Origin of the sequence: Bradyrhizobium zhanjiangense, from assembly GCF_004114935.1 — a bacterium.
In the GTDB taxonomy this organism is placed as follows: Bacteria; Pseudomonadota; Alphaproteobacteria; order Rhizobiales; family Xanthobacteraceae; genus Bradyrhizobium; species Bradyrhizobium zhanjiangense.
The window spans coordinates 4967381-4987252 of the sequence record NZ_CP022221.1; the positions used below are offsets into that span (position 1 = coordinate 4967381).

The window sequence follows — 19872 nt, forward strand, 5'->3', positions numbered from 1 at the left end:
CGTCAGACCCGAAAAATTGTGCTTGCAGATCAACGGCGAAGCGATGTTCGAAATAATAGAGCGGGAGTAGTGCGGCCTGCTGCTATCGCGCAGTTTGGCGTAGTTTGGTGAAGTTGTTCTCACTTCCTTTCGGATCGAAGTCGCTGACCGAAGTCGTGAGCTTGGCTTATCCCGATCGAGGTCGGCATTCCACCGCGTTTTCGCTAGCGGTGTGTTGCAGCGCGGTTAATCGCAAAGAAGGCGATGGTCCAAGCCTGGCGCAAAGCGACTACTCACGCTCCATCCTGAGAGTGAACAACTCATGTAGTGTGGATTGGTTGCGCTCCCCCGCTACCAATCGTACGATTTTGCACGCCAAGCTACGATCCTGCGCGATTTGTGGCACCGAAGCTTGTCCAACAGATCGGCGGATTTATCGACTGAAGAAACATGTCGGAATTAAAATGCGCCGGGATAGGCTCCGCCGTCGATCAAAATGTTCTGTCCAGTGATGTAGCTCGCCTGAGCTGAGCACAGGAAGGCACAAGTCGCGCCGAACTCGTCCGGATGGCCGAAGCGCTTGCTTGGGTTGCTGGCACGAACTTCCTCGGTAACCTCTGCCACGCTACGTGACGAGTTTCGGGCGAGTGCCGCGAGATTGGATCTCAGCCGGTCCGTGTCGAACGTGCCCGGCAACAGGTTGTTGACGGTCACGTTGTGCTCGGCGGCAGAGCGCGCCAGGCCCGCGGCGAAGCCCGTCAATCCACTTCGCGCGCCGTTCGATAGCGCAAGCATTGCGACCGGCGCCTTGACGGCGTGCGACGTGATGTTGACGATGCGGCCGAATTTGCGCGCGATCATCCCGTCGATGGTGGATTTGATGAGCGCGATGGGCGCCAGCATGTTGCCATCAAGTGCCTCGATCCAATCGTCACGCTCGAAGTTCCTGAAATCCCCCGGCGGTGGTCCGCCGGCATTGTTGATGAGGATATCTGGCTCAGGACAGGCGGACAGCATCGCCTCGCGTCCCTCGCGGCTCGTTACATCTGCAATGACTGTTCGAGGTCGGTTGCCCGTGGCCGACTCGATGTCATGACAGGCACTGTCGAGGACTTCGCGTCGCCGGGCGACGATCACGACTTCGACACCCTCGCGGGCCAGCGCCATGGCGCTTGCTTTTCCAAGGCCCTGGCTCGCCGCGCAGACGATGGCCTTGCGGCCTCGCAATCCCAGATCCATGTATCCTCGTCGGATGTTGCCGCGACTGCAGCGTAACTTGTTACTTGTTAGGTAGCTTCATGCCGGCGGGCTTGGAACCCCACATGCAAAAGCTCGTTGGCTCGAACCCAAACTGGCGCGGGCGGTGCGTTGTCTCATCCTCGATTTCATCAACGCCCACCGAATACTCGAAGATCATCCCGTCCGGGCCTTTGAAGTAAAGGAAACGGGCCCCCGACGTCGGATGGCGACCCGGACCGAACACGATCGGCACGCGCTGTTCGTTCAGGAAATAGTAGGAGCGCAGGACATCGTCACTGCTCTCAACCTGGTGATTGATGTGCTGGATGCCGGCCTGTGGCGCGCGGACAAGCGCGATGGTGTGATGGATGGCATTGACTCGCATCAGCGGGATGTCGCCGATGCGGTCACTCACGCGGGCGTTGCAGACCTCTGTCCAGAATCGCTCGTCGCGCGCGGGATCGGTTGAGTTGAGGCCGACGTGACTGAAACCGGTGATGCCCGCGTCGCGGCTTGCGAAGTAACGACGACCGCTACGTTCCGGCCGTACCACCAGTTCGATGTGGTTGCCGGTCGGGTCATGGAAGCCGATGAAAGCTTTCACCTTGCGCTGCTCTGATTCCCGTGCTGTGCCGGCGTGGACAGCGTGGCCAAGCGACTCGAGCGTGGCTGCCGCGTCCTGCAGGCTTGCTTCGTCCTCGACTTCGAAGCCGACCGTCTGCCTTGTTGGATCACCTTCGGAGTAGCACAACGTATGCGTGCGTTCGTCCGACCGAAGGTAAAGATCGGTCTTGCTGCGTTCGGCAGTCTGCAAGCCGAGGCAAGCCGTGGCGAACTGCTCGGCCTGCTCGAGATCGGGTGATCCCAGGCGGACATAGCTCACATCCTTCAATTGGATCATGCCTCTCTCCTGTTCGGCAAGCTCTGCGCGCTCAGCTCGGGAACGCCCTTGCTTTCGCTGCCCCAGTTGCAGAGCGAGGTGGCAATGGGTAGAAATTGCCGGGGAGGGCGTGGCCTGTCGCCGATCTCGGCAGTGCCGGTGACGTAAGACAGAATCAGTCCGTCGGGTCCTTCGACATGAAGGAAGATCTGTTGCGAGGCGGGCTGCCGGCCGGGGCCTTGTACGATCTTCACCTGGTTTTCCTGCATGAAGTAACTGTTCTGCATGATCTGATCGAGCGCCTCGACCTCGAAGGCAGCGTAGAGCAGGCCGGGCCGCTGCGACGGGTAGAGCGCGATGCGGTGATGCAGGTGGTCGAGACGCAAATAGGCGATGTCGCCGACCCAATCGGTCACCTCAGTGCCAAGCAGGCACCAGAAGGCAAGATCGCGGGCGTGGTCGATGCTGCGCAGGCCGATGCCCTGGAATTGCACGATGCCGGCATCGCGCGGCGGAAAATAGCGCCGGCCGCTCCGCGTGGGGCGGGTTACGAGATCGATGCGATTTCCGGAGGCGTCGTCGGCAAGCAGGGCTGATTGCACATATCGCCGCTGGCATTCCTCCGGACTTGCCGGTCTCACGGCAAAGCCATGTGCGCGCAGCCGCTCGCCGATCTCCTGAAGCGCGGCGTCGTCCCAGACCTCGATACCAATGCTGGTGCCGTCGCCTCGATCGCTGCTGAGGCTCACGGTGCGAAAGCGATCGTCCGAGCGGAAGGCGAGCTCGCCGTCCCGGCTCGCGACCTGTTGTAGGCCGAAGATATCGGCGACGAAGCGCGCGCAGGCCTGCGGCTCGTTGATCGTATGGCGGACGTAGCAGACCGACGTGATCAGCGGCTTCGTCCCGTTCAAGGTGGCTCTCATCGTAACCGTCCCCGTTTCTGTTCAGCTTCGATGAAGACCTTGATCATCTGGCGCCACAGTCCGAAGAGGTGATCGAACCATTTTGGATCGTTGTCCCAGAGCGTTCGCACCGCCATGCCGCGGACGACGCCGAGGGTGAGTGCGACAATATCGGCCGCAACGGCTGCCGGAACGCCGCCCGCCACCAGCGCTTCGGCCCAGGCCGCTTCGACCGGACGGCGCGCCTTGCGTGAGATGTCCAGAATTTGCCTGCGCACCGCCTGGTCGGTGGACGTCGAAAGCACGATGTCGATCGCCACCATGAAATGCTCACTGAAGAAGAATTCCCTCGCGTCCGCGACGACAGCCTCGATGAGATCTCGCGGCCGGTTCACCGCGGCGGCACGGCGGCGGCTGAGGATCTGCGCCTGCTCGAACACATATTCGAGCGTGGCGACGACGAGGGAATCCTTGGTCGGGAAGTGATGGAGCTGGGCGCCACGGGAGACGCCGGCTTCGGCAGCAACCTCGGCGGTCCGGAATCGCGCATAGCCGCGACGCCGGACCAGATTGGCGGCCGCCTTCAGGATCCGCAGCCGCGTTTCGGCCGTCCGCTCGGCCTGAGTCCGGCGGCGCGGCGGCGCCAGCGATCGCCGTGCAGTCTTGAGCGAAGCGGGTGCGCGATTGGGGCGGGGCGGCATTCAGACCTCGATCTGGACCTTCCCGTCCACGACCGTGACGGGATATGTCTTCAGCGGAATCTCGCAGGGCATGCCGGTCGGCTCGCCGGTGGTGACGTCGAATGTCCCGAAGTGGAAGGTGCATTCCACGATCTTGCCGTTGATGATGCCTTCCTCCGACAAGGACGCCTCGCCATGGGTGCACATGTCGGCCGTAGCGTAGATTGTGCCCGCCACGCGATACAGCGCGACATTGGTGCCATCGGGCAGGGGAGCCTGCTTGATCTCACCTTCGACAACCTCATCGGCTGTGCAGAGAAAGACTGTTTCGGCCATGGTGAGCCTAAAGCATGGTGCTGCCGCCATTGACGCTGATGACCTGGCCGGTCACGAACGACGCTTCGGCGGATGCGAGATAGGAGACCATTGAGGCGACTTCCTCCATTTCGGCCGGACGCCCCATCGGGATAACGCTGACGAATTTTGCGGCAAGCGCCGGGTTGGTCCTGGTGATAGCGACCATCTGCGGCGTATTCACCGCGCAGGGGGCCACCGTGTTCACGGTGATGCCGTCCTTGACGAACTCGCGTGCCATGCCGGTAGTTAGGCCGTGGACGCCGCCCTTGGCCGCATTGTACGCGGCGTGATCCCAAAGGCCATTGCGAACGGAATCGGCGCCGAGATTGATGATCCGGCCGTACGCCTGCCGGCGCATCGTCGGGACCGCATACCAGGAGCACCACAGCACGGTCCAGAGGTTGCGATCAATCGTCGTTTTCAGCGTCTCCGGTGTATGCTCCGCAAACGGCTTGATGATGCCGCCGCCGGCATTGTTGACCAGGATGTCGAGGCGGCCGAACCGTTCGGAAGCACGCCGGATGGTCTTCTCGGCGACGCCTTGCTCCGAGAGATCGCCGGCCTCGCTTGCGACCTCCACGTCGAACTGGCTGGCGAGACGGGCCGAGGCGTCCTTCAGCCCGGTCGCATCGAGGTCGGCGAGGATCAACCTCGCGCCGTCCCTTGCGAGCCGCTCCGCGATTGCAAGGCCGATGCCCTTGGCGGCGCCGGTCACCACGGCAACATTGTTCCTGAGCTTTTTGTCCACGATCGATTGTCCCTAGAGGATGATGCTGACGCGCCCTTGCGTGCGCAGTCCCTCGCTGTCGAGCAGGCAGCGCTTCTCCCTGATGCGCAGACGCCCGTTCTCGGCGACCAGCCGATAGCGGTTGCTGCCGAAATAGGTATCGGTGACGCCATCCTTGGTGCGATAGGTGATGAAGGCGGCGGCGACCTCCATCTCGCTGTCACTGCAGCTCCGGATCCGTACATTGCTGACCAGGTGCCGCGTCCGCGAATGGGGAAATTCGGCGTGCGCGGTGCGCTTCATCAGGCGCTTGACGCGTTCGCTGAGGCGAAAGCGGTCATCGGCAACGTAAAACAGGTTCTTGTCGGGCGAGGAGTCCGCGGGAACGTCGGTCGACGGTACGTAGTAGATCGCGTCGTCCGTGAACAGCTCGAGCCATTCCGGCAGCCGCCATTCGTCGAGCAGTTCGGCCTCGGCGAACAGGAAATCCTCGACGTCGGCTCGGGTGATGTTCTGCATGTGCCTCTCCTGCCTCACGCCGATGCCGCGAAGACGTGCTTGTTCCAGTTCGACCAGAACGCGCGCATCTGCAGCTCGTCGTCGTAAGCAGGCGTTTCCTTGCCCATCCCCTTGGAAATGTCGTTCCACTGCGCTTCAGTGGAGTTGCGGAAGCCGCGCTGGCACTGCTCCAGCGCCTCGACATCGTCGGGTGTCGCGAAGCCGCCAGGGCCCAGGAATTCTAGGAAATTGAACAGGCGGTATTTGCGCGCCCAGTCGGTCTCTTCCTTTGGCGCGAGCGCCCATGCGCTGACAGTCATGAAATCGGGAGCGTACGGATAATAGGTGCGGATCGTCACGGCCATGATGTCGTTGACGACGAGGTTCGGGAACACGAACAGATTGCGATTGAAGAGCGCGATCCGCTTGGCGCGCTCCTCGCCGAAGCGCGTCACCAGTCCCTGGTAGAGCCGGTCGATCTCGCGCTTGCCCTCATCACCCCACATGGGAATCCATTGTGCGACCGGGCGTCCCCACGGCGCCTTGTACTCCAACACCGCATGTCCCTTGCCGAGATCGCGCGCGGCACCCTCCAGCGGCACCGGCACGAGGCCGCCATTGGTGGCCTTGAGGTAGTCGAAATAGGTCGCGTGCGTGGTGAGCGCATGATAGCCGTCGATCGAGTTCTCGGTAAGCAGCTTCCAGTTGGCGCGCATCGAGTATTCCTGCGTGCCGCCGACGATGGTCATACTGGCCGCGGCCTGGTCGCCGATGATGTCGAGATATTCCTTCACCGGGCCGAGATAGGAGTCGAGCGTCTCGGCATTCCGATCGAAGCACACGAAGCAGAAGTCGCGATAGGTTTCGAACCGCGGCACCTGCTGCATGTTGGACGTGCTGCGCTCCTTGAAATCGGGCGCATAGGAAGCCTCGCCTGGCTGGCTGCGCAGCGCGCCGTCCAGCCCAAACACCCAGCCATGATAGAAGCACTGGAAGGACTTTGCATTGCCATGCTTTTCGCGGCAAACCTGCGCGCCGCGATGCGGGCATGTGTTGAACATGGCGCGCAGAATACCCTTGGCGTCGCGCGCGAACAGAATATTGCGGCCGGCGACTTGACGGGTGACGAAGTCGCCGGGCTTGGGAAGCTCCGACGCGTGGCCAAGATAAAGCCAGCATTTGTCGAAGATGCGCGTGCGCTCGGCCTCGAGAATATCCGGATCGACGAAAGCCTGGCGGGAGACCTTGAAGATTTGCTTGGTCTCGTCGACCATCAGTGCGGTATTCATTCGCTGGAACGCATTCATTGCAGTCCCTCCCTCGAACTTGTCAGTGTGGTTTCAACACGGCTCGGAGGTCGTAACCCGGCGACTCCAGATCAGCGCGCTGCGGCTTTGCGTTGGCCGCAATGATCCGCCGCAGCATTGCCATGTCCTTGGTTGCATTCACCGAGAGCGCGCCGACAAGTTCGGCGCCACGCATGGCCATGATCGAAAACCGTCCGCTGCTTGGATCGCCGCGCGCGATGTGCTCGGCATTGCGCATGTCGCCGGCGACCTGGATGTTCAGGTCGTATTGGTCGGTCCAGAACCAGGGAGGATCGTTGTATTCCACGGCGTCGCCAATCATATTGGCGGCGACCGAGATCGCCTGGTTCTGGGCGTTCGCCCAGGTCTCGACGCGGATCGCGCGGCCGTGGCAACGGCTCCATTGCAGGGCCGCATCACCCGCACAGAAGATGTCGGGAACAGCGGTGCGACCGCAGGCATCGACAGCAATGCCTTCGGCGGCGGGCAGACCGAGCCGGATGGCGAGTTCGGCCGAAGGGGTGACGCCGATGCCGACCAACACCAGATCGGCTGGGATCCGCGCGCCATTGCTCAGCCCGACGGAACCTGACGTGCTTCCGGTCACCGTCGCGCCGAAGACAAACTCGACACCGTGACTGCGGTGCCTGTCGGCAACGAGGCCGCCGATCAGAGGCGGGAACGCGCGTGCGAGGAGATGCTCCTCACTTTCGATCACCGTCACACGGCAGCCGTTCCTGGCAGCAGCGCACGCAGCTTCCAGGCCGATGACACCGCCCCCGACGACCGCAATGCGCGATCCGGCCTGGATGTGACGACGAAATCGGAGCGCGTCCTCGACGCTGCGCAGATACTGGACCTCGATGTGTGCATCTTCCAGTGCAGGAAGCCGCCGCGGCCGCGTTCCGGTCGCAAGCAGCAGGCCGTCGAAATGGAAGCTGCGGCCGTCCGCGGTCGACACGATGCGGCGATCGGCGTCGCAATCAATCGCCGCGGCGCCAGTCTCGATGTTGATATCAAGCGTCTTGGTCCAGTCTGCGGCCTGCTTGATGTAGGCGACAGGCGCATCACGGAATTGCAGCAAGCTCTTTGAAAGCTGCGGCCGTTCGTAGGGTGGGTGGGGCTCCTCGCCGATCATGGTGATCGAGCCCTTGAAGCCGCGCGCCCGCAGCGCTTCAGCCGCCCGCGCTCCGGCTTGGCCGGCCCCTGCGATCACGATGTCGTTGATCGTTCGCGCCACGCTCGCTTCGCTCCCTGATGCGATCGCCGATCGCATTGTTCGGTAGATTGTTCACTAGCATACGAATATGGGATTGCAAAGACAATAAAAACAGTCCAACCTGCTTGTAAGTTGACGACCCGCGCGTTCCAGGCTGTCTGGTAGCGGGCGCAGCGCAAAAATCCGTTGGGGAAACGTCTTGGTCGAAGCGATCGACACCCATACCCATTTCGTCCCGCGGCACATTCCGGCGGATTCCGCCCGCAATCCGCTCTGGCCTTCGGTCGAGCAGCGGGACGCATCGGCCGCCGTCATGGTTGGCGGCAAGGTGTTTCGGGTGATCGATTCCCGAAGCTGGGACGCGCGCCGCCGGCTCGAAGATATGGCGATCGACGACGTCCAGATTCAGGTCGTCTCGCCCATGCCGGAATTGCTGTCGCACTGGTTTCCACCTGCCGACGCGGACGCATTGTGCCGCCATGTCAACGAGGGGATTGCCGCGCTATGCGCGGACCATCCGCGGCATTTCGTCGGCATTGGAATGGTTCCCATGCAGGATGTCGCGCTCGCCGTGCGGCACATGGAAGACATCAGATTGCTTGGTCTGCGCGGCATCGAGATCGGCACGCATATCGACGGCATGCCGCTCGGCGACGTGCGCCTCGATGACGTCTATGCCGCAGCTGAGCAGGCCGGGTTGATGGTGATGATCCATCCGCTGCATCCTCTCGGGCTTGATCGAATGGGCGGCCGCCCCGAGCTTGCGGCTGTGGCCGCATTTCCGTTGGAGACGGCTTTCGCCGCGGTTTCGTTGATGGCGGGCGGCGTGCTCGAGCGCTTTCCCACTCTGCGCATCCAGCTGAGCCATGGCGGCGGTGCGCTGTCCTGGCTGTTGCCGAGATTGGACCACGCTTTTGCGATGGGACCACCGCTGGAGAGCCTGTTTGCGAGGAATCCGACAGAGATCGCCCGATCCTTCTACTACGACACGATTCTCTACGACGGTGCGGCGTTGCAATACCTGGCTGACAAGGTCGGCACGAACCAGATCGTTGTGGGATCGGATTATCCGTTCACGATCAAGCAGGACAAGCCTGCGCAATTCGCCGAGCAAGCCCTGTCTGTTGCGCGTGCGGGGCTATCCGCCAACGCGAAGCGGCTGTTTGCGCTCCGGTAGGGAGGAGAGATTGGGACAGTGCTACTCCTATCGCCAATTCTGCTCGCTCGGCCCGTTGCCGCCGCGCACGCCGGCGCGGCCGGATCCGCAGGTGCCGAAGGACTACAAGCTCGGTCCGTGCGCGCACGGCAAGATCGGCGCGTTCTACTTTTACGCCGAGGGCTCGAAGGATGACCCCGCCTTCGGCTTCTGCGAGATCGAGCTGTCGGTCCAGCGCGTGGGCGAGAACAGAGTGCGGCTCGAACTCTACTGCATCGCCGACGGCTATCAGAGCGCACGCGGGGTGGGGACGAGCCATCCGCTGAAGATTGCGGTGCTCGCTGGCGAGACCGTTCTGGGGACCGCGAACTGGCACTTTCCCGACGTGATCTGCGGCCACGCGGATCCCATGCACTTTGCGGTCGATATCAGCCTCGACGACGCGCTCTTTCCGAGACTCGATCGTGTCGAACTGAGTAGGACGAGCGTCGGCGCCGTGCAGCTAGCGAGACATGCTTTGGACGCAAGCGGATGTCCGGCCGATGGACGAACGTTCCTCCAGATCGTAAAGTAGAGGACGATCGGAACAAATCGGGGACTGCGGCCACTGCTGTGCCGCAGCGTGGGAACGTCAAGCGCCTCAGGCCCAAGGAGAATCTATGCGAGTTCGGGATGCGATCGTTCTGTGCCTGATCACCGTGTCGATCGCGGCGTCCGGATGGCGGCAGGCCGCGGCGGAATCATACCCGTCGCGACGCATCAATCTCATCGTGCCGTTCCCGGCAGGCAGTGCCACCGATGCCGTGACGCGGCGCCTCGCCGAAAGCATTCGCATCGAGACCGGTGCGACCGTGCTGATCGAGAACAAGCCGGGTGCCGACGGCAATCTGGCGGCGCTTGCGGTTCTGAAGGCTGAGGCGGACGGTTACACCGTGTTCGTCACCACAAACTCGACGCAAGCGGCCAATATCAACCTGTTCAACGCGATGCCCTATGATCCCGCGGCGGACTTTGCGCCTGCGGCGGGGATCATGACCATTCCGATGATTCTGGCCGTCAAGCCGGAATTTCCGGCACAGAGCGTCGCGGAGTTCATCGCCTTGGCGAAGACGCGCGAGAAGCCACTCTCATTCGGAAGCGGCAATACGTCGAGCCGGGGTGCTGCGGAGTTGTTCCGGGCCAGGGCCGGAATCAACATGCAGCACGTTCCCTATCGCGGGATGCCACAGGCTCTGACGGATGTGCTGTCGGGCGAGATCGATTGCGTCTTCGCCGATCCGGCGAGTGCGCAGGGCCTGATCCAGGACGGTCGGTTGCGTGTCCTTGCCGTGACGAGCAGCGATCGGCTGCCGGGGATGCCCGACGTCCCAACGCTCGCGCAGGCCGGTCTGTCTGGTGCGGAGCTGACCGCCTGGGTCGGTGTGTTCGTGCGGGCAGGCACCGCGTCCGACGTCGTGGCGAAGCTGAGCCGGGTCGTGCTGGCCTTCGTCAACAACAAGGAGACGGTGGACTATCTCGAATCCGTGGGCGCAAAACCGTTTCCGGCCGGAGCCGACCAGCTGAAAGCGTTCGAGGAAGCCGATACGCGGCGCTGGGCCGAGATCGTCGCGATCGCGAAGATCGAGAAGAAATAGGTCAATCGCGGAGCACCGCCGTTCCCCGGTCGAGCACGACGACGTCGCGCTCGAGGACGCGTGAGCGAAAGCGGATTTGGCCACCGACGGAGAGGAATTCCGTTCGGATAGTCTCTCCCGGAAAGACGGGACGGCTGAAACGGGCCGATAGCGAGAGAAGACGTTCGGTCCGGCCACCCGCGAGGGAGACGAGGACCGCGCGCGTTGCAATTCCTAGCGTGCACAGGCCATGGAGGATCGGGCGGTCGAAGCCGGCCCTTGCGGCGGCGTCGGGATCGGCGTGTATCGGATTGTAGTCGCCGCTCAACCGGTAGATCAGTGCGCTTTGCGGCAACGTCGCAATGTCCTCGGTCTGCGAGGGGGCCTGTTCCGGAAGGGCAGTAGGCTCGGCCGGGACATTGCCAAAGCTGCCGCAGCCACCGTCGCCGCGCAGGAACAGCACGCTGCGAACGGTCGCCAACTTCGTTCCGCTGACGGCATCGTCGAGTGTCTTGACGAGGTGAAGGATCGCGCCCTTTCCTGCGCCCTTATCCGCCACGCTGACGATCTCATAGCTGGCTCTCACCGTGCCTTCGGCCGGTATCGGAGCGTGAATTTCGAAGTGCTGCTCACCGTGCAGGAGCTTCAACCAATCGATGCCGAGCTCCGGCCGTTTCGCCCAGAACCCGGGATGAGCGAGGACACAGCAGATCGACGGCACGGCCTTGAGATTTGCCTCATAGACGAAATCGAGCTGCGCCGGGTCAAGTGGATCGGAACCAAAGCCAAGGCCGAGCGCGTACAGCATGGTGTCGCGACGGGTATAGCTCTGCGTGACTGGCTCAAAACGGAAATTTCGTACGGCTTCGAGGTTCAAGGATGTCCTCCCATGCTGGCGAGTCCCGATTCATCGGGCTGCGGTTCGAATGGCAGTTGCAATCATGCTCGGTCACATAGTACACAAGCGTACTAATTCGCGTGTGGCGACGCAATGGGAGCGGAAAGGGAGAGGCGCCGTGAAGTGGGATGCTGGCCATTCAAGTCGGGCGGCCCGTGTCGCGAGCCTTTGCAGGCGACTTTTTGGCGGCCCCGGAGGTCGCGACGCCGTCCGGGCCGCGGCGGTGATCCTGGTTGGTCTGCACGCAAGTCAGGCCGCGGCTGGAGAGAAGCGATATGGACCGGGTGTCACCGATACCGAGATCAAGATCGGCAACACGTCGCCCTATAGCGGCCCGGCATCCGCCTTCAGCATGGTCGCCAAGACCGAGGAGGCCTACTTCCGCAAGGTCAACGCGGAAGGTGGCATCAACGGCCGGCGCATTGTCTTCCTGTCATACGACGACGCGTACTCGCCGCCGAAGACGGTCGAGCAGACGAGGCGGCTGGTTGAGAGCGACGAGGTTCTGCTGGTCTTCAACGCGCTCGGCACCGCGGCCAACTCGGCCGTGCAAAAATATCTGAACGTCAGGAAGGTGCCGCAATTGTTCGTGTCGAGCGGAGCGGCCAAGTGGAATGATCCTCAGAACTTCCCCTGGACGATGGGATTTACCCCAAGCTACGAGACCGAGGGCTACATCTACGCAAGATATGTGCTGCGGGAACGACCGACGGCGAAGATCGCGATCCTCTTTCAGAACGACGACTTCGGAAAGGACTACCTCCGGGGGATCAGGAAGGCGCTCGGCGACAAGGCCGCGTCAATGATCGTCGCGGAGGAAGCCTTCGACGTGTCGGAGCCGACCATCGACTCGCACCTCGTCAAGCTGAAGGCGACCGGCGCGGACGTGTTGTTCGACATCGCAACACCGAAATTTGCGGCGCAAGCGATCAAGAAGGTGTCGGAGCTCGGCTGGAAGCCGCTGCATCTTCTCAGCTATGTCTCGGCATCGATCGGAAGCGTGATCAAGCCCGCAGGATTCGAGCATGCGCAAGGCCTGATCTCGGCTGCGTATTTCAAGGATCCGAACGACCCCGCGTGGGCGGACGATTCCGGCCTCAAGGAGCTCAACCGATTTCTGGACGGCTATTTTCCCGGCGCTGATCGCAGCGATACGCTGATCGTGAACGGCTACAACACGGCGCAGGCGCTCGTCCATCTGCTGAAGCAGTGTGGCGACGATCTCACGCGCGAGAACGTGATGCGGCAGGCGGCCCAGCTGAAAGAGGTCGAATTGGGTATGCTGCTTCCCGGCATCCGATTGAACACGTCACCGGGCGATTTCGCCCCGGTGAAGCAATGGCAGTTGATGCGCTTCGAGGGAGCGAATTGGCATCTGTTCGGCGACGTCATGAGCGGCGAAACGAAGAACTAGGCAGGGAGACGACAAATGGGACGACTATGTGCCGGGCGGGTCGCGATCGTGACGGGTGGCGGCAGGGGGCTCGGGCGAGAATACGCGTTAATGCTGGCGGAGCAGGGCGCCAAGGTCGTGGTCAACGATCTCGGCAGCACGGCAGCGGGTGAGGGCGCCGATATGTCGCCTGCTCAGGAGGTTGTCGACGAGATCAGGCGCGCCGGCGGCGAAGCCATTGTGAACGGCAGCGATGTCAGCGATTGGGCCGGCGCCAAGGCTCTGATCGACGCCGCCATCGACGCTTTCGGCCGGCTCGACGTCCTCATCAACAACGCCGGTATCTTGCGGGATCGCATGATGGTCAACATGAGCGAGGCGGAATGGGACGCCGTGATCAAGGTGCATCTCAAAGGCACCTTCGCCCCGTCTCACCATGCCGCGCAGTACTGGCGTCAGGAAACCAAGAAGCGTGGAGCGCCGGTCAGCGCCCGCCTGATCAACACCTCGTCGGCCTCCGGATTGTTCGGCAATGTCGGCCAGAGCAACTATGGGGCTGCCAAGGCCGGTATCGCCGCCTTTACCATCATCAGCGCGATGGAGCTCCGCCAATACGGCATCACGGCGAATGCGATCGCGCCACGCGCGCAGACCCGCATGACCGAAGGATTGCGTGAGCGCACCGAGGAGGAGATCAAGCGCCGGAATCCGCGTTGGGTCGCGCCGATCGTGGTCTGGCTCGCGAGCGAAGAGTCCAGGGACGTGACCGGTCGCGTATTCGAGGCAGGCGATGGGATTCTCAAGGTCGCAGAGGGCTGGCACGCGGGCCCGGGTATTGACCCGGTCGAGGATCCCAACGAACTCGGCCCTCAGGTGGCGAAACTGATGCAGGAAGCGCGGCCCAACGCCGATATCTGGGGGCGAGACATCGTCTCGTGAGCTTCCCAAGAACTCCTCCCGGAGCACCTCGGGCGGGTGGCTGGCCTCAGGCCGCCGCCCGCCGTTTTTTCCGGGTTTTGGACCGCGGCGCGTCTTCCTCCTCGTCCTCTCCGCTCTGGGTCTCCGTGCCATCAGACATGGCCAGAAGGTTGTGCTTCATCGCAAGGAGGGCTTCCGAAGCGGCTTCCAGTTGCTTGCGGTCGATGCCGTTGACGATTCTTGCATTGAACTTGTCGGTTTCCTTCCGGAGCTTTTCGAGGAATCCGCGGGCCTGCTTGGTGACATAGACGCGCTTGATCCGCCGGTCGACCGGATCGGCCTGCCGTATCACGAACCCCGATGTCTCCAGCCGATCGATCAGGGCCCCGACGGCGACCTTGCCGACGTCGAGCTCGTTGGCGAGTTGCACCTGGGGAAGGCCATCCTTGCGCGAAATGAACGCCAGGACCCACCATTGCGAGCGGGTGATCCCGAGCGGCGCAAGCGCCCGATCGAACATCATCCTCCTGAGCCGAGACACGTCATGGATGAGATATCCAAGCCGAAGATCCCAATCGGGTTGATCAACCATCGATGTTTCCCTTGAGGCGAGTCGGAGGTAGAGGTTCAACTAATACCATACACCAGCGTATTTTAAAGGAAAGGTCGTGGGATCGGCTGAAAATTCCCCAATTAACTGCCGAGCCGCGGATTTACAAAAGAAGTACGCTAGTGTATTAGTTCATAAAGAGGCGCCCACTCGTTGGATCGCGAAAGCGCCCGCTTCATAGGAATTCAATCGCAGGAAGGAAGTCGCCCATGTTCGACGCCGCCGTGCTCAAGGGAAAGCGCATCTTGGTCACGGGCGGAGGGACGGGACTCGGCAAGGAGATGTCAGTCGGTTTCGCCGCCCACGGCGCTCACGTCTACATCTGCGGGCGGAGGAAAGAGGTCCTCGATCAGGCCGTGCGCGACATCGCCGAGCGGTCCGGGGGAACGGTTTCCGCGCTGCTTGCCAACGTACGCGATCCCGACAGCATCGAGGCTATGATGACGGGCATCTGGGCCGAGGGTCCCCTTACGGGGCTCGTCAACAATGCCGCGGCCAACTTCCTTGCGCCTACCGAAAGCCTCTCGCCGCGGGGCTACGAGGCGGTTCGGTCGACGGTGATGGACGGCTCGTTCTATGCCTCGCTTGCCTGCGGCAAGCGTTGGATTGCCGCGGGCCTGCCAGGCAGCATCATCAGCAACCTCGTGACCTGGGTGTGGACCGGGTCCGCCTATGTGGTGCCGTCGGCGATGGCAAAGGCCGCCGTACACGCCATGACCATGTCGCTCGCGGTCGAGTGGGGACCCAAGGGTATCCGCGTCAATGCCATCGCGCCTGGCCCATTTCCGACGGAGGGAGCGTGGGACAAGCTCAATCCGCTTGCCGAGACAGGTGTCGGTGCGACCCAAGCGGAGGAGGTGCCGCTGCGCCGTTTCGGCAAGATGGACGAGCTGCGCAATCTCCTGATCTTCCTGATGTCGGATGGCTCGAGCTACATCACCGGTGACACGATCAGTATCGATGGCGGGCATCATCTGGCTGCGCCGAGCACTTTCGCCGGGCTTTCCAAGCTATCGCCTGCCGACTGGCAGCGTGCGCGCGAAGCCATTCAGGCCTCGGTCCAAAAAGAGAAGCAAGCGCGCTCAATCTGAACTTCTGACGCGCGGGCCGCGAAGAAGCATCGAAGGGAAGAGCCGATGGGACTGGCCATATCGACCAAGAGCTTTGAATGCACCATCGACGATGGTCTTGCTCATATCGTTCTGGATCAGTCCGCCCGCGGCAACCCGATTGACGGAGATTTTTGCCGTGAATTCGGACTGGCGATCGCCGAGCTGAGCGAGCGCGCCGACGTACGGGCCGTGCTTCTGTCCGCACGGGGGCGGCTGTTCAGCGTGGGCGGCGACCTCATGGCGCTGGTGAAGCAGGGCGAAGCGCTGCCCGGAACGATAAAGGCCTGGACCGCCGATCTTCACGTCGCGCTCGCTAGGATGGTGCGCATGCGGGCGCCCGTCGTCGCCGCCGTCCATGGCAACGTCGCCGGCGGCAGCGTGTCGCTGATGGCGGCGGCAGACCTCGTCGTGATGGCGGAATCGGCGAAGATCTCGGCCGCATTCTCCAGAATCGGCTTCAGCCCGGACAGTGGGTCGACGACGACCGTCACGCGGCGTATCGGCATCGCGCGGGCAAAGCGCTTTTTCCTGCTCGGCGAGACGCTCGATGCGGCGACGGCACTGTCGCTCGGATTGGTTGATTTTGTCGTTCCGGCGGATGCCGTGCAGTCCGAGGCTACACGGCTTGCGAAGGAGTTCGCCGCCGGCCCGACCGAGGCATTTGGCGCAATCAAGCGTCTGTTTTCGCAAACGGCTGATCGATCGTTCGAGAGCCAGCTCGAGGAGGAGGCGCAGACGCTCGCCGCGATGTCGCGAACGGCCGACGCGCAGGAGGGCGTCAGGGCATTCGTCGAGAAGCGAAAGCCGGTGTTTGCTGGAAAATGATCTACCGCCGGAAGCGACAAATTGGACCTTTGGTAGCAAATCGTACGCTGCCGCAACGTATATCAATAAACGAAATAATCCGACCGCCGAAGCCGGAATAGGACACGACAGAGGGAGAAATGACCGTGGCCGCCGTCATACGAGACACGTCTCATGCGAACTTTCGGCAAGCCGGCTATTGGCTGGACAAGACCGTCGACCAGCTTCTGACCGAAGCCGTCGCAAAAACACCCGACAAGATCGCAATCGTCGCCGACCGCGCGGATCGCGAACACGCGCCGCGCTTGACCTACCGGGAGCTGAACGATCTCGCCGATCGGGCCGCGAGCTCGCTGCTGCGGCTCGGTGTGGGGCGCGGCGACGTCGTCACCGTGCAACTGCCCAACTGGTGGGAGTTTGTCGTCACGGCGTTCGCCTGCAGCAGGATCGGCGCGGTCATGAATCCGGTGATGCCGATCCTGCGGGAGCGCGAGCTGGTCTACATCCTGAATTTCTGCCAGGCCAAGGTCTTCATCGTGCCGAAGACATATCGTGGCCTTGACTACGCCGCGATGGCGCAGGGCATGCGCGCCGAGCTGCCGCACCTGAAGCACGTGATCGTTGCCGACGGCGAGGGCGACACGGGTTTTGAGAGGATGCTGCTATCGTCCGAGGCGGACGAGCTCCAGCCCGGCTTGCGTCCGGATGACATGGCTGTGCTGATGTTCACGTCAGGCACGACCGGCGAGCCAAAAGGCGTCATGCACACGTCGAATTCGCTGATTGCATGCTGCAAGGCGTTGTCAGGTCGGTTCGGGCTCGATTCAAGCGACGTGCTGCTGGTGGCCTCTCCGGTGGGCCACATGACCGGCTATGCCGCGATCGTCCTGCTGTCCGTCTATCTCGGCGGCACGATGATCCTTCAGGACATCTGGGAAGCCAAACGTGGTGTCAGCCTGATGGCTCATGAAGGTGTCACCTATACCGCGGCCTCGACGCCGTTCCTGAGCGACATCTGCGATGCCGTGAAGGGTGGCTCGCCGCAGCCGAAGTGTCTGCGGTCCTTCCTGTGTGGCGGGGCGCCGATTCCGTCGGTTCTCATCGAGCGTGCGGCCGGTGAGCTCGGTCTCAAGGTCTGCTCGCTTTGGGGCATGACCGAAGTCCTGTCGGGTACGTTGACGGAGCCGTCGCGCGCCGCCGAGAAGTCGGCGAGCACGGACGGCCGATCGCTGGAGGGGATGGAAGTCAGGATCGTCGACACCGAGGGCAATCCGGTGCCGGCGGGCGAGCCGGGCCGATTGTTGGTCCGAGGCGCCCAGATGTTCAAGGGTTACTACAAGCGGCCGGAGCTGCCGACCTTCGACAGCGATGGCTGGTTCGACTCCGGCGATCTCGCTTACATGGACGAGGATGGGTACATCCGGATTTCCGGCCGAGTGAAGGACATCCTGATCCGCGGCGGCGAGAATGTCCCCGTCGTCGAGATCGAGAACCTGCTCTACAAGCATCCCGCAGTGTCCGCAGTCGCGGTCGTTGGATTTCCGGATGCCCGACTGGGCGAGCGCGGCTGCGCTTTCATCGTTCCTCGCAGCGGCTGCACGATCGACCTGACGGCGGTGCAGGCCTATCTGGGCGAGGCGAGGATGGCGAAGCAGTTCTGGCCGGAACGTATTGAACTTGTGGCCGAGCTTCCGCGCACAGCCAGCGGCAAGATCCAGAAATTCAAGCTGCGCGAGCTTGCCGCGGCAATTGCCGAAGCAAAGTAGATCATTGATCGGAGTAGGTCGGACTTCGTCGCTCGCGAAACGCGGCGACGGCTTCCGCGTGATCATTAGTTTCCAGGAGGATGACCTGTTGCCGGTCTTCCATCATCAGCGCCGCGTCGAGGCTCGGCGCGTCGATTAGTGTGTTGAGCGCCTGCTTCGTCATGCGCAGACCCATCGGAGACACGCGCAACATGTCTTCGGCGAGTTCGATGCCCTTTGTGAGAAGATCTTCAGCAGGCACGATGTCGCTGACCAGTCCAATTGCCTTCGCCCGTTCAGCCTTGAGGAAGTGACCCGTGAGGAGAAACTCGGAGGCCACGGAGAGGCCGACGAGACGTGGCAGCAGATAGCCCGAGCCCATATCACAGCCGCCGACACCGATGCGGATATAAGCCGCGTTCATACGAGCATCAGGCGCCGCGAAGCGAACGTCGCAGGCGAGCAGAAAGGAGAACCCGGCTCCACATGCCGCGCCATGAACGAGGCCGATGATCGGCTGCGGACATGACCGCATCAGGCGGATCACGCCGGAGTAGTTCTGCTGCATCTTGAGCTGGCGTTGAGGGCGACCCTTGCCGGGCGCGGCAAACGCATCCGATCCGAGTTCGGCGCCGGCGGAGAATTGAGGCCCGTTGCCGCGCAACAGCACGACGCGTGTCGTCGGCCGGTCGTGCAGGCCGGAAAAATAGGCGGTCAGTTCCACGATCATGTCGGGGGAGACCGAGTTGAGCTGTGCCGGACGGTTCAACGTCAGGATATCGATCGCGCCGCGGCTCTCGACGGTGATGGTGCTCAGCTGCGCCATGCTCGCTCTCCATCGTTCATTGTCTTTGATGTCATATAGTAATAAAGTGTACGATCATGGAGCGCAATGCCGTCGTTGCTTGCCGAAGAGAGAACGGCCGACGATACGACCTTCAAGGGAGACAGGAGATGCCATACCAGTCCGTGTTCAGGCCGGACCTGTTCAAGGGGCAGACCATCATCGTGACTGGTGGCGGGAGCGGGATTGGGCGCTGCACCGCTCACGAGCTCGCGGCCCTTGGTGCGAACGTCGCAATTCTCGGCCGGACGATGGAAAAGCTCGTCGAGGTACAGCGTGAGATCGAGGAAGATGGCGGAAGGGTGATGAGCCATGCCTGCGACATCCGCGATGAGGCCATGGTGGTTGGCGCGATTGATGCCGTGCTCGCGCGTTATGGCCGTATCGACGGCCTGGTCAACAATGCCGGGGGGCAATTTCGAGCGCCGTTGAAGACGATCTCGACCAAGGGCTTTGAAGCTGTCGTGCGCAACAATCTGACCGGCGGCTTCATTTTCATGCGTGAGGTCTATAATCGCTGGATGGAGGCCAATGGCGGTTCCATCGTGAACATCATCGCCGACATCTGGCATGGCTGGCCGGAGTTCGGCCACTCGGCGGCGGCTCGCGGCGGCATGCTCACCTTGACCGAGACGGCTGCATGCGAATGGTCGTCCTCAGGCGTCCGCGTCAATGCGGTCGCCCCCGGCGGCATCGTCTCCAGCGGCTTTGACACCTACACGCCGGAGATGCAGAAGAAGCTCCATGACTTCACCGCAGGCGTGCCGCTTCAGCGCTTCGGCACGGAAGCCGAGATATCGGCTGCAATCACCTACCTGCTGTCGCCGGCGGCCGCCTATATCACCGGATCCTGCGTCCGCGTCGATGGCGGGACGCCGAACGCCCGCACGACGTGGAAGCTCGAGCCGCACAACCGCAGTCTGCCATTCGAGGGCTTCCATCGGGCGAAATTGCCCGAGGTGATGAAGCGGAAGGCCAGCGCCTAGGGAAG

General features: G+C 62.5%; 21 protein-coding genes. 9 read left to right on the plus strand and 12 right to left on the minus strand.

The genetic code is table 11. The features are described from left to right. Positions 1–438: 438 nt before the first annotated feature. The 9 genes from XH85_RS23775 to XH85_RS23815 are packed head-to-tail and all read right to left on the minus strand — an operon-like array spanning position 439 to position 7845. Positions 439–1218, minus strand: coding sequence for an SDR family oxidoreductase (locus tag XH85_RS23775; RefSeq protein ID WP_128933728.1), 780 nt, complete (start codon positions 1216–1218; stop codon positions 439–441). A 40-nt stretch (positions 1219–1258) separates the two neighbouring features. After that, positions 1259–2119 (minus strand): VOC family protein, encoded by an 861-nt coding sequence (locus tag XH85_RS23780; RefSeq protein ID WP_128933729.1) that lies wholly within the window; start codon positions 2117–2119, stop codon positions 1259–1261. Continuing rightward, positions 2116–3009, minus strand: coding sequence for a VOC family protein (locus XH85_RS23785; RefSeq protein WP_164940825.1), 894 nt, complete (start codon positions 3007–3009; stop codon positions 2116–2118). Before XH85_RS23785 ends, XH85_RS23780 begins: the two co-directional genes overlap by 4 nt. Positions 3010–3017: 8 nt before the next feature. Then, positions 3018–3701, minus strand: a complete 684-nt coding sequence (locus tag XH85_RS23790; RefSeq protein ID WP_128933731.1) for a TetR/AcrR family transcriptional regulator — start codon at positions 3699–3701, stop codon at positions 3018–3020. Beyond that, positions 3702–4016: a non-heme iron oxygenase ferredoxin subunit gene (locus XH85_RS23795; protein ID WP_128933732.1), complete on the minus strand. Its 315-nt coding sequence runs from the start codon at positions 4014–4016 to the stop codon at positions 3702–3704. A gap of 7 nt (positions 4017–4023) precedes the next feature. Next, positions 4024–4785 carry an SDR family oxidoreductase gene (locus XH85_RS23800; RefSeq protein ID WP_128933733.1) on the minus strand — a complete coding sequence of 254 codons (762 nt, stop codon included), beginning with the start codon at positions 4783–4785 and terminating at the stop codon, positions 4024–4026. A gap of 12 nt (positions 4786–4797) precedes the next feature. Then, entirely contained in the window at positions 4798–5283 is a 486-nt protein-coding gene (locus tag XH85_RS23805) for an aromatic-ring-hydroxylating dioxygenase subunit beta (RefSeq protein ID WP_128933734.1), read from the minus strand. Between the two features lie 14 nt (positions 5284–5297). Further along, on the minus strand, positions 5298–6569 hold the full coding sequence (locus XH85_RS23810) for an aromatic ring-hydroxylating oxygenase subunit alpha (RefSeq protein ID WP_206734809.1): 1272 nt from the start codon (positions 6567–6569) through the stop codon (positions 5298–5300). Positions 6570–6591: 22 nt separating this feature from the next. Next, positions 6592–7845, minus strand: coding sequence for an NAD(P)/FAD-dependent oxidoreductase (locus tag XH85_RS23815; protein WP_128933735.1), 1254 nt, complete (start codon positions 7843–7845; stop codon positions 6592–6594). A 142-nt stretch (positions 7846–7987) separates the two neighbouring features. Here XH85_RS23815 and XH85_RS23820 point away from each other — a divergent pair, with 142 nt between their 5' ends. The 3 genes from XH85_RS23820 (at position 7988) to XH85_RS23830 (ending at position 10578) form a co-directional block, all read left to right on the plus strand. Further along, positions 7988–8965, plus strand: coding sequence for an amidohydrolase family protein (locus XH85_RS23820; protein WP_164940071.1), 978 nt, complete (start codon positions 7988–7990; stop codon positions 8963–8965). Between the two features lie 10 nt (positions 8966–8975). Beyond that, positions 8976–9518, plus strand: a complete 543-nt coding sequence (locus XH85_RS23825; protein ID WP_128933737.1) for a hypothetical protein — start codon at positions 8976–8978, stop codon at positions 9516–9518. A gap of 85 nt (positions 9519–9603) precedes the next feature. Further along, complete coding sequence (locus tag XH85_RS23830; protein WP_128933738.1) at positions 9604–10578, plus strand: Bug family tripartite tricarboxylate transporter substrate binding protein; 975 nt, start codon at positions 9604–9606, stop codon at positions 10576–10578. A gap of 1 nt (position 10579) precedes the next feature. Here the strand turns inward: XH85_RS23830 and XH85_RS23835 are convergent, their stop codons facing one another. Then, positions 10580–11434, minus strand: a complete 855-nt coding sequence (locus XH85_RS23835) for a MaoC/PaaZ C-terminal domain-containing protein (RefSeq protein WP_128933739.1) — start codon at positions 11432–11434, stop codon at positions 10580–10582. Between the two features lie 244 nt (positions 11435–11678). Between XH85_RS23835 and XH85_RS23840 the strand changes: the two genes are divergently transcribed. Further along, on the plus strand, positions 11679–12869 hold the full coding sequence (locus tag XH85_RS23840; RefSeq protein WP_245473386.1) for an ABC transporter substrate-binding protein: 1191 nt from the start codon (positions 11679–11681) through the stop codon (positions 12867–12869). Positions 12870–12884: 15 nt separating this feature from the next. Beyond that, positions 12885–13787 (plus strand): SDR family oxidoreductase, encoded by a 903-nt coding sequence (locus tag XH85_RS23845; RefSeq protein ID WP_128933741.1) that lies wholly within the window; start codon positions 12885–12887, stop codon positions 13785–13787. Positions 13788–13833: 46 nt separating this feature from the next. Here the strand turns inward: XH85_RS23845 and XH85_RS23850 are convergent, their stop codons facing one another. Next, positions 13834–14358, minus strand: coding sequence for a MarR family winged helix-turn-helix transcriptional regulator (locus tag XH85_RS23850; protein ID WP_128933742.1), 525 nt, complete (start codon positions 14356–14358; stop codon positions 13834–13836). Between the two features lie 227 nt (positions 14359–14585). Here XH85_RS23850 and XH85_RS23855 point away from each other — a divergent pair, with 227 nt between their 5' ends. The 3 genes from XH85_RS23855 to XH85_RS23865 all read left to right on the plus strand — a co-directional run bounded on the left by XH85_RS23855 (position 14586) and on the right by XH85_RS23865 (position 18058). Further along, positions 14586–15467 (plus strand): SDR family oxidoreductase, encoded by an 882-nt coding sequence (locus XH85_RS23855; protein ID WP_128933743.1) that lies wholly within the window; start codon positions 14586–14588, stop codon positions 15465–15467. 45 nt (positions 15468–15512) lie between these two features. Then, positions 15513–16313 (plus strand): enoyl-CoA hydratase/isomerase family protein, encoded by an 801-nt coding sequence (locus XH85_RS23860; RefSeq protein WP_128933744.1) that lies wholly within the window; start codon positions 15513–15515, stop codon positions 16311–16313. Positions 16314–16432: 119 nt separating this feature from the next. Beyond that, positions 16433–18058, plus strand: coding sequence for an AMP-binding protein (locus XH85_RS23865; RefSeq protein WP_128933745.1), 1626 nt, complete (start codon positions 16433–16435; stop codon positions 18056–18058). A 1-nt stretch (position 18059) separates the two neighbouring features. Here the strand turns inward: XH85_RS23865 and XH85_RS23870 are convergent, their stop codons facing one another. Further along, positions 18060–18863: an enoyl-CoA hydratase/isomerase family protein gene (locus XH85_RS23870; protein ID WP_128933746.1), complete on the minus strand. Its 804-nt coding sequence runs from the start codon at positions 18861–18863 to the stop codon at positions 18060–18062. A 128-nt stretch (positions 18864–18991) separates the two neighbouring features. Here XH85_RS23870 and XH85_RS23875 point away from each other — a divergent pair, with 128 nt between their 5' ends. After that, positions 18992–19867, plus strand: coding sequence for an SDR family oxidoreductase (locus tag XH85_RS23875; protein WP_128933747.1), 876 nt, complete (start codon positions 18992–18994; stop codon positions 19865–19867). Positions 19868–19872: the final 5 nt, after the last annotated feature.

Coding starts and splice junctions, on each gene's coding strand:
- XH85_RS23775 (WP_128933728.1), bottom strand. CDS start 1,218: ATGGATCTGGGATTGCGAGGCCGCAAGGCCATCGTCTGCGCGGCGAGC.
- XH85_RS23780 (WP_128933729.1), bottom strand. CDS start 2,119: ATGATCCAATTGAAGGATGTGAGCTATGTCCGCCTGGGATCACCCGAT.
- XH85_RS23790 (WP_128933731.1), bottom strand. CDS start 3,701: ATGCCGCCCCGCCCCAATCGCGCACCCGCTTCGCTCAAGACTGCACGG.
- XH85_RS23795 (WP_128933732.1), bottom strand. CDS start 4,016: ATGGCCGAAACAGTCTTTCTCTGCACAGCCGATGAGGTTGTCGAAGGT.
- XH85_RS23805 (WP_128933734.1), bottom strand. CDS start 5,283: ATGCAGAACATCACCCGAGCCGACGTCGAGGATTTCCTGTTCGCCGAG.
- XH85_RS23810 (WP_206734809.1), bottom strand. CDS start 6,569: ATGAATGCGTTCCAGCGAATGAATACCGCACTGATGGTCGACGAGACC.
- XH85_RS23815 (WP_128933735.1), bottom strand. CDS start 7,845: ATGCGATCGGCGATCGCATCAGGGAGCGAAGCGAGCGTGGCGCGAACG.
- XH85_RS23830 (WP_128933738.1), top strand. CDS start 9,604: ATGCGAGTTCGGGATGCGATCGTTCTGTGCCTGATCACCGTGTCGATC.
- XH85_RS23845 (WP_128933741.1), top strand. CDS start 12,885: ATGGGACGACTATGTGCCGGGCGGGTCGCGATCGTGACGGGTGGCGGC.
- XH85_RS23850 (WP_128933742.1), bottom strand. CDS start 14,358: ATGGTTGATCAACCCGATTGGGATCTTCGGCTTGGATATCTCATCCAT.
- XH85_RS23855 (WP_128933743.1), top strand. CDS start 14,586: ATGTTCGACGCCGCCGTGCTCAAGGGAAAGCGCATCTTGGTCACGGGC.
- XH85_RS23860 (WP_128933744.1), top strand. CDS start 15,513: ATGGGACTGGCCATATCGACCAAGAGCTTTGAATGCACCATCGACGAT.
- XH85_RS23865 (WP_128933745.1), top strand. CDS start 16,433: ATGACCGTGGCCGCCGTCATACGAGACACGTCTCATGCGAACTTTCGG.
- XH85_RS23870 (WP_128933746.1), bottom strand. CDS start 18,863: ATGGCGCAGCTGAGCACCATCACCGTCGAGAGCCGCGGCGCGATCGAT.
- XH85_RS23875 (WP_128933747.1), top strand. CDS start 18,992: ATGCCATACCAGTCCGTGTTCAGGCCGGACCTGTTCAAGGGGCAGACC.